At 66.3% G+C, this 18,610-nt stretch carries 8 protein-coding genes and 1 pseudogene; all 9 read right to left on the bottom strand.

Annotated elements, in window-relative coordinates; genetic code table 11:
- Positions 1-73: 73 nt before the first annotated feature.
- Positions 74-3,658: a DEAD/DEAH box helicase gene (locus ASE78_RS13970; RefSeq protein ID WP_056497976.1), complete on the bottom strand. Its 3,585-nt coding sequence runs from the start codon at positions 3,656-3,658 to the stop codon at positions 74-76.
- Positions 3,651-4,880, bottom strand: a complete 1,230-nt coding sequence (locus ASE78_RS13965; protein ID WP_056497975.1) for an EH signature domain-containing protein — start codon at positions 4,878-4,880, stop codon at positions 3,651-3,653. The genes ASE78_RS13970 and ASE78_RS13965 overlap by 8 nt, the downstream gene beginning before the upstream one ends.
- Positions 4,873-5,064, bottom strand: a complete 192-nt coding sequence (locus ASE78_RS13960; RefSeq protein ID WP_056497974.1) for a hypothetical protein — start codon at positions 5,062-5,064, stop codon at positions 4,873-4,875. The genes ASE78_RS13965 and ASE78_RS13960 overlap by 8 nt, the downstream gene beginning before the upstream one ends.
- Entirely contained in the window at positions 5,061-5,744 is a 684-nt protein-coding gene (locus ASE78_RS13955; RefSeq protein WP_235515075.1) for a flagellar motor protein MotB, read from the bottom strand. Before ASE78_RS13955 ends, ASE78_RS13960 begins: the two co-directional genes overlap by 4 nt.
- Positions 5,745-5,810: 66 nt before the next feature.
- The gene (locus ASE78_RS13950) at positions 5,811-8,054 is read right to left on the bottom strand and encodes a hypothetical protein (RefSeq protein ID WP_056497972.1); all 2,244 of its coding nucleotides are present in this window, start codon (positions 8,052-8,054) and stop codon (positions 5,811-5,813) included.
- A gap of 36 nt (positions 8,055-8,090) precedes the next feature.
- Positions 8,091-14,090 (bottom strand): DEAD/DEAH box helicase, encoded by a 6,000-nt coding sequence (locus ASE78_RS13945; RefSeq protein WP_056497971.1) that lies wholly within the window; start codon positions 14,088-14,090, stop codon positions 8,091-8,093.
- Entirely contained in the window at positions 14,091-17,267 is a 3,177-nt protein-coding gene (locus ASE78_RS13940; RefSeq protein ID WP_156351511.1) for an STY4851/ECs_5259 family protein, read from the bottom strand.
- A 303-nt stretch (positions 17,268-17,570) separates the two neighbouring features.
- On the bottom strand, positions 17,571-17,855 hold the full coding sequence (locus ASE78_RS13935) for a hypothetical protein (protein ID WP_056497969.1): 285 nt from the start codon (positions 17,853-17,855) through the stop codon (positions 17,571-17,573).
- 52 nt (positions 17,856-17,907) lie between these two features.
- Positions 17,908-18,489, bottom strand: a pseudogene (locus tag ASE78_RS13930) (transposase); the annotation flags it as partial.
- Positions 18,490-18,610: the final 121 nt, after the last annotated feature.

The raw sequence follows: 18,610 nt of genomic DNA, 5'->3' as shown, positions 1-18,610 counted from the left end.
GGTCGGGGCGGCGCGGGCAAATTTCCCACAACATTGGCGGCGGGAAGCTTGCAGGTATCCAACCAGTGGCAACCTAGATCTCGGTGACGTTCACCCGGAACCCAAATCTGGTGCTCATCACCCCATCAATACCACGGCCGAGATCCCATAGGACCGTTCGACCCGACTGCGTCAAAACGCGTACCTCTCGGTCATGCAGGTCGGCAGCCTGCCACTTTGACCGCTGCCGGTGTGTCAGCGGCGTCGCTGCAAAGTCGCGGCGCCACCGCGCCTGCATCGCTTCATATTGTTGCGCCGAGCTTTCGGGGGGCCGCTCAATGCTCTCGCCGTCGTAGGTCGTAAGCGTGACCCGCGCAGGCGCCGGCGATTCGCCGACCAGCATGGCCACGAACGCAGTAGTCGCATCGCGGGCGCGTTGACCCGCAGCTGCATAGGGGTCAACGATATGGATTTCTACCGGCGGGTCGCCCGCGACCGGGGCGGTGAAGATGGTCAGATCTCGGGGAGTATCGGGCTGATAAACCACCCGCTGCGGCCAAGCGAGCGTCCGAGTCGTGGCGGGCGTCGGTGGAGGGACCGCAGGCTCGGGTTTGGGCCGGACCCGCAGACTCAACCGCTCCCGAAGGCCAGTCGGCTTCGTTACCGCGCTCGGCTCGGAATGAACAGCGGCGGCGGGTGGGGCGGCGCCCGGGACGGGTGCGGCATCGGTCACGACCGCGTCGAACAGCTCAGCGGCATCGCTCACGTCTTCGGTGGCGGCGAAGAGGCCACGGCTCAGCGCTCGCTTGCGCTCCATGAGTGCATGCAGCTTGAGGTCGAAGCTCGTTTCGGCGATCGCTGGATCGGGATGCACCGATTGCGGCAGATAGACGGTCACGTCGCGCGTCTGGCCGATGCGAAAGGCACGATCGGTCGCCTGATCCTCGACCGCCGGATTCCACCAGCGCGACAGATGGATGACGTGGTTGGCCGCGGTCAGCGTCAGGCCGACGCCGCCAGCCTTGGGTGACAGGATCATTGCGTCGAAACCGGGACCGCGCCGCTGGAAGGCGTCGACCTCGCGCTGGCGTGCGTCGCCGGCCACCCCGCCATGAATGCGGGAAACGATATGCCTGAGATCGTAGCGGCGCCGGATTTCCGCAGCCAGTAGCCCTTGCATCGCCAGGCTCTCGCAAAAGATCAGCACCTTTTCGCCACGCGCAGCAATCTGGTCCAGCACCTCGAACAGAACGCACAAGCGCGCCGAGTCGGTCCAGTATTCTGCCATCTCGCCCGCCTCGCCGGGGTTCACCGGATGCAGCGACACGCCGCGAAGCGCGGCCAGCACTTCCAGCATCCGGCCGCGTTCGCCGGTGCCCTTGACCGCCAGTGCCTGATGCACCGCACGGTCATAGGCAGCGGCCTGGCGGGGCGGCATTGGCATCGGCATCGCCTGCAAAATCTTGCGCGGCAGGCTGCCGAGACATTCCTCCTTCAACCGGCGCAGTAGCACTGGCGGGATCGCCCCCTGCGGTTCGGTCAACCGGTCGCGTAGCGCCTCCAGCGGCTTAGGTTCGGGCGGATAGGTCTGCTCGAACGCCTTGCTCGATCCCAAGAGCCCAGGATGGACGACGTCGAAAATCGACCAGAGGTCCTGCAACCGATTTTCAACCGGCGTGCCCGTCATCGCTAGGCTGAAGCGCGCGTTCAGTGTCTTGGCGGCGCGCGTGATCTGGCTTGCAGGGTTCTTGAGCTTCTGCGCCTCGTCATACAGAATTGCAGAGAAGCGCAGCCGCGCGAAACTCAGATGATAATCGCGCATCGTTTCATAGGTGGTGAGCACGATACCGGCGTGCTCCCATGCCGCCGGATCGAGCGCACTTGCCCCGCTGTCGATGTCGCGTCCCGCTTCGCCGCGCAGCTCCCCGAGCTCACGGCCGTAAGCGCTGATCAGTCGGCCGAGTGCGTCCGGTTCCAGATGCTGGAGAATTTCGGCGCGCCAATTGGCCAGAAGACCGGTCGGCGCAACGATCAGGACCGGGGCCGGATGCGCCTGCTGCTCCCGGATCCAAGCAACGAAAGCAAGCACCTGATAGGTCTTGCCTAGCCCCATGTCGTCGGCAAGCAGCGCGCCCGGCATGTTCGCTCGCCAGCAATCGGCCAGCCAGCGAAAGCCGGTGACCTGATGCGGCTTGGGTGCCGACCGCAGAGATGTCGGCAACTCGGCCGGTGGCGGTGGGGCAGCCGACGGTGCCGTTCCGGTCAGCGGCGAGTAGGACAGGTCGTCCAGATTGTCGCGTACCTGCAGAAAGTAACGCTGGCGTAGCGGCGCCGGTAGTTGGTCGTCGGTGTTGCCGGGCCTTGTCGCTGTTCTTGCAGCTGCGGTGAGTTCGGACAGGCTTTCCAGCGAGGCGACGGTCGCTCGCGTCGCAGGAATGGTTTCACCCTCGAACTGGAAGCTCGCTCGTGCTTCTCGCAATGCATTGGTCGCGGCGGTAGCGGCTTCGTCGATGCGTTCCGGCGGAATGGTGATCGTGCGGGCATCGTCGCCATCGCCGATCCGCAGGCCGAAGCGCTCAGGCAGCCAAGACGACGGTTTGGGCTTGATCCATGGAAGGACGGGTTTGCGCCACAGGTCGATGCCCGCGACGCGCTGAGAAAATTGCTGCGTCTCAACGAACAGGCACGCGGCGTCGGCCGGAGTATCGCCGGCGTTCTGAAGCGCTTCTGCGATGTAGCGCTGAGGTGCGGCGGCAAAGGCACGGCGCGTGTCAGGATCCGCATCCTGCGCCCGCCGCACCGTTCCCAAGACCCGGGTCAGTTGAGGGTCGATGTAGAGGATCGACCCGTCGCCCAATAGATAGGTCGCCCGCGTGCCGTCGCCATTCCGAAAGCGGCGCATGAAGTCGGCGGCGAGCGCCGGGGGCAACAGGCTGTCGGCACCCTCGTCGAGCGGGTCGCCGTTCGCTGCCGCCTCCAATCGCTCTCGCCCGAATAGCACGGGGTCGAAGTCGAAGCCTGCGGCCCCGGCGCGCAGCACCAGCGAGAAGCCCGAGGCATAGGACAGACGCAGACGGTCGATATGCCCGTCGGTCGCGATGCGCGCCGCCGCGTCCTGACCAATCGTGGTCTTCAAGTCGGCGAGCGCGGCCTGCCGGGTCGACGCATCGCTTGCGGTGTTGACGCGCGCAACGGTAAGTATCGTCGAGAACAATGGCTCGGGTATCCGCCATTCCTTGCCTGCATGATGCAGCCGGTGCTCGGCGATCGTCGCGCGTTCACGGACGCCACCAGCGCGGGTCCATTCGGTTTCGATGCGGAAACCGTCCTTGTGGATCAGCCCACTCGATCGCAGGTTGAGCGACAGGCGCGTTGCGGGCGGTAGGCCGAGCGCGACGGCTTCGCTATCGTTCAGGCACGCTATGAACACAGGATGCAGGATTGCCCGGTTCGCCTCCACGGTCGCCATCGGCCGGCCATCACCGGCCATCTCGCCATCCTCGATCGCCTGCAGGAGCCTCGCTACCGCAGCGGCGGCGGGTGCGGGGCGGGCGATCACCCATTGATCGACAGGGACCGTGCCCGCCGATGCGCTGCCGAACGGCAGCCGCGACGGCGTCTCACGGACCAGCGTGACGACGTTCCCTACCGCCTCGAACCGGACTGTGGGGTCAGGCATAGCTTCGTCTCGAGCTGCCCTCGCCCCAGCGTGGATGCCGTATGCCAGTCATTTGGAAGATGAAGCCGGCGAAATGGGTCTGCCAGCCTGAACTATGGGGTATCGCGGCAAAGCGCTGTTCATAGGGCCGTCCCCCGTTCATTGCCCGCAACTGCATCCCAAAATATTGCTTCTGATAAAGGCCTGGTGCTTTCATATCCCGCTTGTCCCAGAAGCGGCAGGACCCGTTGTGGCTCCATTCCGCGATTCGAAGATCGCCGATCGCCATGATAAGCGCGCTATGCGTCGGATCGGCACCCCCACCCATGATTTCGGCATAATCGAGCGAATCCCCTCCCGAACGCCCTATTTCTGCAAGCGCATCGGCTTGGCGGCCAAAGGCGAAGCACGCATCTTCGACCACTTCACTATCAAGATACCCGAGCCAGAATTCCTCGCGTGATGCCCACTGCTTTGGATCGTTCGTGACCGCCCCTACAATCGAGAAAAACGCGCGAAAATCGCGGTGCACCAACCACCGCCGCACCATGTCCACCAGCGCGGAAGCGGCGACACCCGGCATTTCACTGGCGATCGCATCCCATCGGCCGCGTTGGAACCGCGGGTCGCCGATGCGGTCGACCAGCAGCTTGGTCAGGCGTTCGCGATAAGTATCGGGCGGCGTCCGGTCACGCCAAGGATGGAGGAGCGCCCAGGCTAGATGCGCGTCGAGGTTGGTCACGCCCAATCGTTCGAAGAGGCCGATCAGCCGCTCACCCGCCTTCGTCGCGGCCTCGTCACTCGCACTGCCCACCTGATCACATGCCGTCTCGAGCGCGTCTATGACGAACTCGCCTTCGGCTAGGTCGCCATCGAGGCCGATCTCGCGCAACGTCGTCCGTGCATCATCAGCGCCCAACAATGCCTGGGCGAGGCTCGCCGGGCCGGCGGACGCATCCCATAGCTGCCATCGCTCTCCGCGCGCCCGCCAAGGCCAATCGCGTCGGCCCGCTCCTAGCGCGCTCGCCGCGCGCAACGGCTCGAACGCGGGATGCGCTCGTGGGAAGTGGCGCAAATAGGCTCCGATCACCGCGCGATCGAGGCTCTTGGCATCGGTGCCGATCGCCGCTTCCAGCACGGGGATGGCGACCGAGTCGCACCGCTCGTCCTCCCAAAGCTCGCTGACGAGCCGGCGCAGGTCACGCCGCAACAGCGTTCGTGGGTCGAAAGGCGCGTCAGCCATTAATTAGCCCGATCCGCGTGAGAAATGCGTCCCACGATTCGCTCGGCCCGCGGGTTTGTCCCTCGGCAAGCCGGTCGCGGATCGCCTCGGCGGCTTTTTCGGTCTCGAGCTTGCGATCGGGATTGGGGACCGGCAGGCGGCCGATCCGGGCGATGCGATCTGCCGCCTCGCGCAGCGCGCTCACTGTTGCCTCGTTAGAAGGTCGTCGAGATCGTCGGCTTTCGGTGTGTCCATAAGGAAGCGCAGGTCGATCCGCCGATTGAGGCTTTTCTGCGCCTCGCTCAAGCCCGGATTGTTCGGCACGGGCCGCGCCTCGCCATAGCCGCTTACAGACAGGATCGGCTGCCCTGCGCTGTTACGCAGCCCGTCAAGCCCGAGCTCAAGCGTGCGAAGCTGCCGGAACGTATTGGCCGCGCGAAAGGCCGACAGATCGAGATTGTCGCCGATCCGCCCGTTGCCGGTGAACGGATCGCTGTCGGTATGCCCCTCGATGAAGATCGCATCGATGCTACGTTCGGTGACATAGCTGCATCCAGCCGATCGCCGGGGTAGCGTATAGCAGGGCAGCACCCTCGCCATGGCTCGTCCCACCGCCGCGACCGCAGCTTGTCCCCCTGCGGAAAGGCGGTCGTCTCCCTTCGCAAAAAGCACCGCGGCGGGTAGGGTCAGCACACCGGTGACGGGATCGATAGTTACCTTCAGCGTCTGATCGGACCGTTCGATTTCGCGCTTCAGCTCGGTTAGGAGCTGCGCGCGCGCCTCGCCCGCGTCGGACAGTGCCTTACTCTTCTGCTGGAATTGGAGCGCGAAGTAGAGGAGCAGAATGATGAACACGAACAACAGGCCGACCATCATGTCGGCCATCGAGATGAAGTAGCTTTCCTCTTCCTCCTCGGCTCGCGACCGACGGACCCCGCGCACACTCATCGCTTAGCGCTGTCCCTGCTGCAGACGGCCAACGACATCCTCCAGCGACTGGCCGATTTCCGCCAACGGTTCGAGCGCGGCACCAAGCCGGTTCGCCGCGTCGGCGAGCGCGCCGTCGATCCGCCCGACATGCGTGTTGAGAGCGGTGGCATGCTCGGACGAGGCGCCACGGATTTGCTCCAGCGCCTTGCCCAGCGATTCGTCGACCTCGGTAAAGCGGGCGCGATAATTCTCCCACGCCGTGGTCGCACTGTCGGCAGTCCGCTCCAGGCGCTCGGACATCGAGGTTATCGCACTTTGCTGGCGTTCGCCCTGTTCATTCGCGCGGCGAAGCAGCTCCTGGCTCTGGCCGACGCTCTCGCTGATCGTGCGCGCTGCATCACGAATGGGGCCGGCAGCGCCCGACACGTCGTTGGCGGCACGGCCGAGCATGGTCGACACCGCCTGCGCTTCTCGCCCGGCATCGGCGAGCTTGCCGGCATGATCGTTCGCCGCCCCGGTTGAACGTTCGATCGCGCCTGCCAGCGCTTCCATGCGGCCAGCTGTTGTAGTCAGCGTCGAGATCAAGCCGGCGCTCGCCCCCTCGAACCGTTCGCCGAACGTGGCAAAGGCGGCGGCGATGGCCTGGCTCGATGCCTCGGTGGAACGGCTGATTGCATCGTTCAGCGTCTCACTCAGCCCGCTCTGCGCCTGCGCGGCGGCAGCCTCGAGCGCGGCGCCAGCGCGCGCCAAGACCTCGGCATTGCGTTCGGCCGCGTCAGATGCGCTGCCCGACAATGCTTGCCCCAGTTCGGCGACCTGCGCGCGCATCTGATCGAAGGCAATCTGGATACCGGATGTTGCCCCCGCAAAACCATCGAGCGCGCCACGGATCGCGGTCTGGCTCTCTCCCATCGCCTCGCGGACCGCGGCCTGGACCGCGCGTACCATTTCCTGCGTCGCGACGGTGGAGGCGGCGCGCATCTCCTCGCCCATAGTCCGCATGACCTCGCGCTGGCCGGTCGCGATCTGCGTATAGGCATCGCGGTCCTCGGCGACCCGCGCCTGGTTGCGCGCCTCTGCCTCGTCCGCTTGGTCGGCAAGCCGCGTGGCCATGCGATCGATGTTGCCGTTCAAATCGCTAAAGGCGCGCGTCATCGCCTCTGATGCGACCGAGAATTCGCGCGCGGCAGTGGCGATCTGCGCGCTTGCTTCACCGCTCGCCCCCTCAAGCCGGTCGTTCACCGAACCGAGGTCGGCAGTCATCCGGGTCAAAGCATTTGCCAGGCCCTGCATTTCCGTGCCGGCGTTTTCCTTGATTGCGTCGCCGAGCTTGCTACCGAAATCGTTGAGGCTGCCGCTCTTGAAGTCGTCGATCGAGGTACGGATGTCGGTGAGCGGTGCCAGTTGTTCGCCAAGCGAGGTCTGCAATCCGCCAAGGCCATTGACGACTGGTGCTAGCTTCGCTTCGAGCGCGTCACCGATCGAGGCGGCGAGTTGCTGGCTAAAATCGGTGAGCGCGATCGACTGTTGTTCCAGCTCGCGAAGCTGGCGCGCGGCGATGCGCTGCGGCGGCGAGAACAGCGTCCCGTATTCGAGGCGATCGCACAGCGTCTCGAGCTTCTGCTCGTTGGCCGAATGCCATTTACGATCGAAGCGGCGTAGAATGATCGAGGCGACGACTCCGCCAATCGAGGTCCAGAATTTTGCGGCAGTGATCGTCAACAGGCCGATCAGCGCGCCCTGCATCTTGCCCATATCGGCACCGCCCGACATCGCCTGGACCGCGCCGACCAGTGCGGCGATGATACCTAGGAACGTTGCCGTCAGACCGAGCGCGACAAAGATGTTCGCCCACCATGCGAGGACGCGTGTGTCGTCGCCGAGGTGCAGGAAATATCCCTCCGGCCGGGTCGTCGCGCGCATGGGCGTTTCGTTGGTATCGACGATCGTTTCAGTGAACTGAACCCAGGCGTGGCGCAGCTCCTTCGCCCGTCCCTCGCCTGAGAGCATCGCTGCCTCGATCGAATTATAATGCGCGGCAAAGGTAGTCTGCGCCTCATGGTCGTCGGGCTGATCCTCGACGATGCGCGTGGCATCGACGCGAACCGCGAGCGCCGCGCTGAACGGTCGGTGATAGCGCGTGTAGTTCCAGATGATGATGCCCACCGCCCAGGCCAGCAGCCCGAGCGCTAGGCCAAAGCCGACCCATGCGTTACCGAACACCATTGCGACAAGCCGGTTCGGCAGGATCACATCTTCAATCATGTCGCTGCCCCCCGGCTGCCCCCATCTGCCCGCATGCTATGACCGTGTGACGACAGCATAGCTAGGCCCCTGTGCTGACAGCATTGCGTTGAACTGGCTTATTTTTCGTGTCTGCGTGACCTTATCGTCACCAAAATGGTCCCATTTGGCGAAGGCTGGTGCACGCCACGGACCGAAGCCTTGGTCGAGGATCACGCGGACCATCCGGTCATCGTCAAAGGTAAGGGAGATCGTGCGGCCATGGTCGGCCTCTCCGACCTCAAGATTGTCACGGAAACCGGCATTCTCAAGCAGCCCGTGCAGCACGGCGGCCCGATCTTCTTCTTGCCGCCAGTCGTGATGAGGCCGATAGCGCGATCGGTCCTCGATCTTCAGCGGTCGGGTCGTGATATGAACGGGGATCACCGCCGAACCCGAGGCCAATTCGTCGCGCAGTCCGGCCAGCGCTTCGGTCAGCAGGCGCACGGTCAGCGGAGCAGAGAGATAGCGGTCGGTATAGGCGATCCGCACCAGTCGTCCCGTCCCCCCGGCCTCGCGGATAGCCGGCAGCAGCATCACCGCGAACCGCCGACCGAAATCGGCAAGAAACCCGTCGAGTTGAGCCTCGACTTCGAAATGCCGCGTCCCGCTGGCGGGCAGCAGGCTGGCAAGGTCGATCGCGGCGGACAGCGGCGCCGGATCTGCCACGATCGAGACGATGGGCGCCGCCTGCCCCTCACCCCATCCTGCGCCGATCGCGCTCGCTTCGGCATCACGCGAGACCCAGCTTCGCGACCCTGCCTGGGCGATCGCTGACGCGCCATTGGGGTAGACTGGCGCCGTCCCGCGCTTGAGGGACAGGCCAAGCTTCAGCGCCGCATCGCGCAACGCCAGGCGCTGCGCAACGTCCAGCCCGTCCAGCCAAGCAGGCTCGACGACCGTGGCGACCTTGACGCCGCGATCGCGCAGCCGCTGCATGAGTAGCGCGAACCGAGCGGTGCCGAAGGCGGCAGGATCGCTGGCGGAGCCGGCCCATATCGTGATGCTGCGCGCCCCGCGATCTACCTCTTTGATCAGCGAGTCGGCGACCGACCGGACGAGCGCCGCGTCTGGGCCTGCGCGATCCTCATCCGGCACTTGGCGCAGCGCCGCATAGGCTGCGCGCGCCCATTCAAGCGCCGGGCGACGCTCAATTACTTCCGCCTGGCGGTACATGTCGGGCGCGAGCACACAGGCCGAGCAGCCGCGCGCGCACCCCTCCGGACAATCGAGGCGAGTGGCGGCATCTGCCAGCAAACTGTCGTAAAGCGGCACCGCCTGCTGCGCGAAGCCCGCGCCGCCGGATGCGCGATCAAACAGAAACAGTGAATGCGTGATCTGGCCGAGCGGCGCGCGCACCCGCCGGATCGCGATACCGAGTTCACTTGTCTCGATCCCGAGTTGGCGGCAGAGCGCGCTACGCAGCGCCGACACTGCGGCCCAAGCGGCGCCGGCAATTTCCAGCCCGATCGGTTGCAGCTCGACCACGTCGGTCGTCGCTTCATGACCGAGCGCGATAGGGGGCGTGATCTTGAACCCCTTGTCGTTGCCGGGACAGCGGCCGTCGGTTCCCTTTCGCGTATAGCGAAGTGGTTTGTGATCCTTCAGCGGGTGCGTGTCGCCGTCGCTCCCTGCCGGGGCCGCGCGCCCGCATTCAAGGCACAGGACATAACCGTTCTTGCCGGGCCCGCGCGAGGAATAGAAGACTAGCCCGTCAGGACTGGCGCGCAGCCGTCCCGCGGCCGGATCGGCCATTGACGACCAAAGTGCGCCGCGCGCGATGATCTGTTCGGGCTCGGGTTCGACATAGGTGATTTCATCAGTATCGGCGTGCGGCTTCTCCGCGGCATCGGCGGTGAAGCCGGCTGGCGACAGGAAACGCAGCCGCCGCCGCTCGTCGAGGTCAACGCTGCATTCCAGGCATTTCGGCGGCACGACCGCGGCAACATCGCCCGCCCCGCAAGCGGCACAGCTCCAAAAGTAGCGAAGGTTCTGTTCCTCGACCGCCTTGGTGTCGTCAACGGGCCGTAACCAGTTGAGCGTAACCCCGGCGGAACGATAGACTAGGCCATCGACGACAACCTCGGCCCCGGGCGCATAGTCGCGGATGGCGATGTCGAGCGTGCGAGTAGGGAAACTGCGGCGGCGGCGGCTATTGTCATCGACGGGTGCATCGGCGGGCGGACGATCGTCGTTGACGAAGGGAACCACCCCGGTCGGAAACCCGTGCGAAGGCAGCACGCCGCGATAGCCGAGTTCCTTCAACAAGTTGTCGTTGACGAGCCGGCGAAGCTGGAAGCCGAGGCTCAGCTGCGCTTCTCGTGTAAGGCCCTGCGCCTGGCCCTGGATCGCCTCCCATTCGACCTTGACCGCATCGAAGGCGGCACCGACCATTGTTTCTGCTGCGGCGAACAAGGTGCGGTCACCGGCCAGCACTGTGCCGGCAGTCAGCGCGTCCACCTCTGTCCCCAGCGCCTCGGCGGTGCTGGGGGCCATTAGCCAGGCACGGCAGACGACGACCGGCGCGTCGTCGATGGGGACCGCTCCGATCGCTGCCGGCAGCCCGAAAAAGGCGCCGACCTCGGTCTTCATCGCCTCGCCCCCGGCGCCCGCGAACCAGCGGGCAAGCAGGAGCGCGTTGACATGGCGCTGGACGATCCGGCGGCTGTCGAGCTTGATGCGCGGCGCGCGGGTGCTTCGGCCCAGATACAGCACGGGATCGCGAAACGCCTCCCGGTCGAGCGCGCTGTCGCGGGTATATGTGAGCGAGGCGGCAAACCCCTGTCGCCGTCGCCCCGCGCGGCCGACGCGCTGGCGATAATTGGCAAGCGCCGGGGGGACGTTGGTCATCATCACCGCCGACACCGATCCGATATCGACGCCCATTTCCATGGTGGTCGAACAGTTGAGGACGTTGATCTCGCCCCGCTTGAAGTCGCCTTCAAACCGGCGAAGGCGATCGGGTGGTTGCTGCGCCGAATGTTCCGCCGCCCGCAGATATGGGGCGAGCAGCGCCGCGCGATCGTGGAGCGAGGACCAGATGCCTGCGCCCCGCAGCACGGCGATCTGCGGATCGCCATCCAGCCAAGCGCGCACCGTTTCCACCGACTCCGCGCGCGGGAAGGTGACGGGCAGCGCGGGAAAGGTGATCGGTCGCGGCGGCAGCGCTGCTGTCCGCAGATGCTCGCGATGGCCATAAGGCGTCAGGCCGAGGACTGTCGTGGGGAGGACGCGGCCCGTCACCGGACACTGCCACGCTTCGACCACTGGGGCGACATGTGCCTTTGCGAAATCAAGCGCGAGGCCGGGCCGCGTGGGATCGCTGAACAAGGGTAGCAGCGCGTTCCACGCCCCCTCCAGCACCGCGTTGAGTTGTGTCCGCCCGCGGCTGTCCGCGGGGTCGAGGCCGAGCTGCTTCGATAGAATAAGCGCGAGGTTCGATCGACCCGCGCTCTTGCTTACCATCGGCCAGCGGATCTCCCGCGAAGCCTGGGGTTCGCGGCCGGGCTCAAGCAGTTCGGTCAGCGGGGTGCGGCTGTGCAGCCAGTGCATGTCGCTCCACGCCGCGTGGATCGCAAACCGCCCGCGCGCGACGAGATTGACGATCGAATGCAGTAACCCGTGCCAGTCGCTCAGACCGAAGCCGCGCGTTAGCAGCGCCTCGGGCACCTGCTTCGACCGTTCGATCGCGGCGAAGCGCAACCACGCGAGGCCCATCGTCTCGACGGTGTTCGCACGGCGCGGCCGCCGCGCCAATTCGCGCAGTAACAGGAACTCGGCGAGTGCGGACGGGTCACGGTAGCGTTCGTCGCGATCCTTCCAGATCCGCTGCATCCATTCCTTGACCTCGGGCCGCGCTGCAAGCCCGGTGCGCAGCTCGGTCCAAGCGACGCCATCGAGCGACGGCCGCGCCAACGCGGCAAGGCCGGCGCGTTTCGTCTCGAGCAACGCGGCGATCGTCGGCACGGCAATGGCGTGCGGTTCGAGCGTGGCGATTTCAGCGCGCAGCGCATCAGCCTTTCCATCATCGCCGCCGCCGCCCGCCATGCTCCCTTGTACGGCATGATAGATATAGCCGCGGACATAGCTTCGCTCGGCATTGGTCTGAAGATTGGCAGCGAAGCGTGCTGTGCCCTGACGGCTGTCGGTGAACGACAGGAGCTGGCGCCCCTCCGCCGGCGGCGGATAGGCTACGCCGCTTGCGGAGGCGCGCGGCGGCACCCCTTCGAGAAGGACGGGCGCGGCATTGCCGATCAGGAACGGTGCGCCGAAACGCAGTGGCCGCATGATCGGGCCGTTCGCATCCTGTGCCCCGCAATGCCCGCAAAGATCCGGCGACCGCACCGGATAGGGCCGAGTTTCTTCCTCGGCCTGGTCGGTTCGACGGCCGGTTGCCGGGTCGATATGCGCCTGTCGGTTGCCGGGTAGCGGTCGCAGCGCGATCGCCACCTTCGCTGCGTCATAGTCGGACTCTGCATCCAGCGAGTCGCCATCTTCGTCCTCGGCGTGCTCGCGGTCGAGCGTCGCGGCGAATTCGTCTATCGTAGGCGCGGTCGTAACCGCGCGCACCTGTCCTCCTGCGTCCTCGCCAGTCAGGCAGGGTTCGCCACATTCGCGGCACGTCTTGATCTCAAGGACCGGGCTTGCGCAGCTCGGGCAGGCGTCGATGCCATGCGCCAGCACCCGTCCGTAGGGCCAGTCGACCGGCGCACCGGAACAGTCGGGATGGATACAGCTCCAAAGGCCCGGCACCGCACGCATGAAGCCGTGGATGCGCAGCGGCAACAGCGGGTCGCGCTGCGCATCGGACGCGACGATCGCCTCGATAATCTGCTCTACCGGATGACCCGCCGGGCGGAGCAGCGTGGCACTCTGCTCCAGCGTGACTGGGCCTGCCTCCGCCGAGCGGACGAACGCCTGAACCGCCGGATGACGGGTCAGCGCGGCTCGATCGGCAAGGTCGAGCACACCGCCAACGGTCACACCCGCGGGGGGCGGCAGCGTGACGGTTTCACGCTCGCCCAGCACTACCCTGACCCGATCATCGTCCGCGCCCGACAGGTCGCGCAGGAAACGGCGCAGCTCATCGGTCACGTCGGTGCCATCGCCGATCGTGGCGGACGTTGCGACGAATCGGACCTCCTCGGCCCGCACCCCGAACGTCAGCAGAACGCGGCGGATCAGCAGCGCGATCTCTGCCGCCGCCGAGCCGATGTAGCTATGCGCCTCATCGAGGATGATCCATCGCAGCTTGCCCCGGCTCGCCTCGATCAGCGGGCGGTCGATCTGACGGACGATCATGTACTCCAGCATCGTCACGTTGGTGACCAGGATTGGCGGCGGATCGCTGCGCAGCGTCAGCCGGTCCATTGCCTGTTCGGGCGGGGCGATTTCACTGCGCGCAAGGCGCTCGGGCGTCAGGCCGTTGTAGAGGCCAAAGCGGATGTCGCCACCGAACGGCGCGGTCCAGGCGCTCAGCCGTTCCTGCTGACTGGCGATCAGGGCATTTAGCGGATAGAGCGCGATCGCGCGCACGCCCGACAGCCGGCCGCTAGTCTCGGCCTCCGCCGCCAGATCGCTGAGGACCGGCATAAGGAAGCATTCGGTTTTGCCCGAACCCGTGCCACTCGACACCAGCACCGACCGGCGGTCGGCAGCGCTCAAATGTTCCCACGCCTCGAGCTGGTGACGATAGGGCTGCGCGTCCGGGGGGAAGCGATACACCCCAGCCCGATCGCTAGCGATTGCGTCGATAACGCGCGGATGCAGCGGCCGCCCGGCGCAATCGGCAAAGGTCCGCCCGTCGGTGACGAACGGCGCCGCCCCCTCGATCACCGGCTCGCGAACTAGCGCGCCGGCGGCAACATCGGTCGATCCGAACTGGCGCCGGATCTCCGCCGCCAGTCCCGGATGGCTAAGGCGCGACTGGCCGAGCACTGCCTCGACCGCGCGGTCACGGATCAGCTCGAACGTGCGCAGCGGGCCTGTGGTGGGGCGGATGGGATCGGCGTCGGCCATTTACGAATACTCCTGGAGCGACGCGGCATAGGCATCGGCAAAATAGGTCGGGAAGGATCGCGCCACGGTCTTGATGTGGCGAATGTCGGCGGCGCCCGGCGTCCACAGCCCCGCGACGGCGGCCGCCGCCGCACACGGCGCATCGAGCGTGTCGAGGAAGCGCGGATCGAACTTTAGGAAATAGCGCGGCAGCACGCCAAGCTGTCGGCGATAGCGGTCCCCTGCGGCCGGGGGCACGCGGTCCACGGCGCGGTTAAGGAAAGCCTGCGCGATCATCGCAAGATCGTGCGCGGACCCCGACGTCAGCACCGCGGCGAGCAGTGGCTCTCGGTCGATGAGGCAAGCGACCGCCTGATCGACCACCTGCTTGGCAAAATGCGGGGCCTCGGCGCCCAGCATCGACAGCTGACCGATCGCCCGGGCAAACGCCGCACCCTGGGCTTCCTGCCAGCACGCAAGCGGGATCGTCGCCCAGGCAAAGGGGAGCGCGTCCGACAGCGCCATGACTGCGCCCCGCTGCTCGGCGTCGGCCTGGAATGCCATCCGCACCAACACCGCCGGTGCCTTGGCCAGCAGTTCGAGGATATGGAAGGTCGCGGGCGGCAAGCCGCCGAGCGAGGTCACAAGTGCCAGCAGCTCGTCGATCACCGCCGCCCCCTCGGCATCGTCGCGCGCCGCGGTGGCCAACAGCTCGTCGAGTGCGGCGTTCAGCACCGGCCCTTGCGGCAAGCGCATCACGTCTCCCAGGCGTCCTGTAGGCATCACGGGTTCCGATCCGGCAACAAACCGGGGGCGGGTCAGCACCTGCTCTCCGTCAAGGACATAAACAAGCCAGTTTCCGCCAAGCGGCGGCAGCGCTGCGGGCCGATGATTGCTGTCGGTCAGCAGCGAATAGGTGCCGAAGACGTGCTCGCGCGAAGCGTCCGCCAGTGCTCGGCCGGCAATCACCGCGCCCTCCGTCACTAGGCCGCGCGGGACGTAGGCAGTGTCGCAGTCGATCTTTAGATCGTGCGGGAATTGCCGCACCCGCCACATCGATCCAAGCCCGTCGAGCATCGACAGGCGAACTTCGGCATCGATCGAGGCGGGCAGCAACAGGCTTTTGAGGTCCGACCCAATCGAGCTCATCGGCAACTCGCCCTCGAACGCCCACACCATCTCGGCGACCACACGGCCTCGCTCGGTAAGCTCGGCCATGAGTTTGACTGGCGTTTCGCTGACAGCGACAAGCTCCGGCAGGTCCGCCAGCGTGAACTGCGCCTGATTGGGCAGATGCCGCCCCGTCCAGCGCGCGACCGCCGCTGCCGTCGGATGCTCGATCCGCACGATCAGCTCGGGCGCGTCCGGCCAGCGGAGCCGCGCCGCGAACCAGTGGATCGCGCTGCTACCCGGCCGATGCCGCCAGATCACTGGATCGACCACATGCACCGGCGCGCCCTCGTCGGGGACGAGAGCGCAATCGCCGAAGCCCGACAGCTCATACCGACAGTGATTGGGCGGCCCGCTGCGACGCAATTGGCTCGTCGCGGGCAGGATCGCGATCCGGCGGCGGTCGAGCAGGATCTTGTCGCGGCGCCAGCCCAGATCATAGTGACCGATCGGCAGCGGCTGCGGCGCAGGCACCCAGGTGCCGCTGCCGATCGCGCGGACGAACAGGCCGCCGCCCGCTCCGATCCGCGCGAGCGGCGACCCGACGTAGAGATCGATGTCGCCACCCGTTTCCGCCCAGCTCGCATGCTGGCCGATGAGTTCGATCCGGTTCGGCTGATCGGCGGGCTGGCCACACAGGATGCGAAAGCGGTCGCCCAGCGGGTCGGTGAAGAAGGCACCGCGCGTCACGCGCCACAGCCGTGTATAACCCGCAACTCCAGCCACGCCCATCCCGATCTCGGTCGCGATCTCGTCGCCGACTGCCAGCACCATCCAGTCAGCGGGCGCCTGAACGACCAGCGTCTCGGCGCGGTACTGGCCAGAGCCACTGCCGACTACGCGCAGCAGAGTCGGTGCCTCGGGCGATCCCGCCTCGATCGCGGTGACGATCAGGGCACCGCGCCGCGGCTTCCCGCCGGCAAGCGTGATGCGATCGACGCGCTGGTCCCCGGCGCGCAGGTCGAGTTCGATCGGCGTCGCGAATGGGATCGCGTGCCGCTGGCGTGCGCGCCGGGTCGCGCGTGCGGTCCACAGGCGCTCGCCCTCACTTGGCGCCTCCAGCATTGCCAGCTCGCCCGGAAGGTGCCGGGCCAGCTCACCCGCCCCAAACACGCGAAGCCGGCCGTAAGCCTGGTCGACACGATCGCACGCTATCGTATCCAGCGTACCGTCGAGCGTCAGTGCGGCGCTTTCGACCCAGTGATCGCCGATCCGCTCCAGAAACCGCGTGACGCTCACGCCCCCGCCCTGAAGCGGGGCGACGTGTAGCAGCCGCTCAAGCATTGCCGCTGCCGCCCGATCGCTTGTATTGAGCGGCAGGCGTGCCTGCCAGTCGGGAATATTGATCGATAGCCACGCTGCAGTCGGGATCCGCGCGGCGGCGGCCGGCTCGTCCGCCTCGCGCCGCAAGGCTACGATCGCGCACGCTAGATCGGCGCACAGGTCGAAGAAATCCTCGTCGCGGAACAGTTGTGGCAACCGGTTGATCTGCGCTGCGGCAAGCGCACGCGCCCGCGCTTCCTGTGCGTCGGATTCCGGTTCGGTGAGCAGTGGCGCGATGATCGCGGCCAGCGCCACGCTTGCCCACCCGCTCCCCCCGTCACGCACCGCCGCAGCCGGGAAGCCGCCTTCGCGCGCCAGGCTGCCGAGATAGGCGGTTCCGCCGCTCTGACGCAGCGGCCGCCGCCAAAGGCGAAGCCCTTCACCTGTCAACTGTCGGAACAGCCCCTGATCCTCGGGGATCGACAGCGCATCGGCGAGGTCGCGCCAGCGATGGCCGTTTCCTTCATAGCGGCGGCGGAACCATTCTGACGCCCAAAGCACGAAAAGCCCGGGTGCATACCCGTGCGCGAGTTCCACTGGCGTCAGACGCTTCAAGTCCGCTTCGAGCTTAATAAAAGCCGTCGCGCCTAACCGATAGCTGTATAGCCAACGGCCATCGGGGGCCGGCAGACCATAGGCTTGGGCAAAGGCCGGCTTACTTACAATCGTAGCCTCAATGCCATCTTTGGCCTTCAGTTTGGCCAAACGTAGCCCAATCTTTAACCGTTCGGCGCGGGCCCACGGGGCATCTACGGCCGCAAGCTGCGCATCCAGTGCGCGCAACCTTTCTCGTGTCGACGCCTCTTCGATACGCAGCGCCCATCCTTCTCTTTCCCCCAAATTTTCGCCCCCGGTTCCTGATCCGCGGACGCCCTTGAACGACGCTGCTGCGGACCTTCTGTTCCGCAGCATCGCAAGCGAGATAACGTTCGTAAAGCAAGGAGATGATGCGCAAACTCGTTCTTGCCGAGTTTGCGCCGGGACGTCGGTTGCCAGCGTGGATTCCCTTTAGCAGGCTGCTGAAAAAGGCCACGGCTCGGCGATGAAGGAGGTTTCGTCGCCATTGTCGTAGGCGATTTCGCCTTCGAGCTTTCCGTCATCGCGGAGGTCTGCCCATCCGCTGCCCGTGACCTGGTCGCCTTCATCGGCACCGTTCCAGTCGAAGTCGACGCCGCTGGCGGTGAAGTCGCCGTCAACCGCAGCGGTGAGTGCGCCGAAGGCTATCTCGCCGGTGCCGTCGTCATTGATGCGCAGGAAGGCAGGACCGACAGGTCGAGTTGGTCGCGCGGCCACGCGCTGGTCTCGACGATCCGCCACTGGCCAACGAGCGAGGCGGGCACGGCCATCATCCCGCCTCCAGCAATTTGGGCAGCCGGACGAGATTGTAGGCAGCGACCGTGAGCGTGAAGGCGAAGCGGACGCGCGCCAGCCCGCGGAAGCGTGTCTTGCCCTGTCCGGCCGCCGACTTGGCCCAGCCGAACACTTCCTCAATCCGTTTGCGGATGCGCTGGCTGGCGCCATAGCCGGCGTGCCGCGTGGTGCGGCCATCGATGGCCGAACGCCGCCCGCTCGTGTTCTGCGCGACGTGCGGGGTGACACAACGGTCGCGCAGGTCGGCGATGAAGTCGCGCGTGTCATAGGCGCGGTCCGCGCCGAGCGTGATGCGCCGGTCGTCGGGCCGGGCGACGTCGTCGATCATCGCCACCGCGGTCAGCCGCTCGGCGAAACCCGCCGCCCGCGTGGTCTCGGTGTCGACCACCAGCCCGTGGCGGTTCTCCATCAGCACGTGCCCCATGTAACACAGCCGCGCGCCCGTGCCGGCGCTCTTGCGGTATAGGCGCGCATCCGGGTCGGTGATCGAGGCGTGCGTTTCGTTGCTGCGTTTCTGCCCGCGAAAGTCCACCTCGCTGTTGCGGCCGCCAGGTCCGTCGCCGGGTTGTCAATCGGCGTCCAAAAAGGACCCCCTATCGGCGTGCAAAAGGGACCCTGAAGCGTCCCGGGTTTCCTGGAGGCATTTAGGTTTGGGTCATGCGGCCATATCGAGTTCC

This window comes from Sphingomonas sp. Leaf25 (genome assembly GCF_001421635.1).
Classification (GTDB): Bacteria; Pseudomonadota; Alphaproteobacteria; order Sphingomonadales; family Sphingomonadaceae; genus Sphingomonas.
This window is presented reverse-complemented; position numbering and strand designations above follow the sequence as displayed.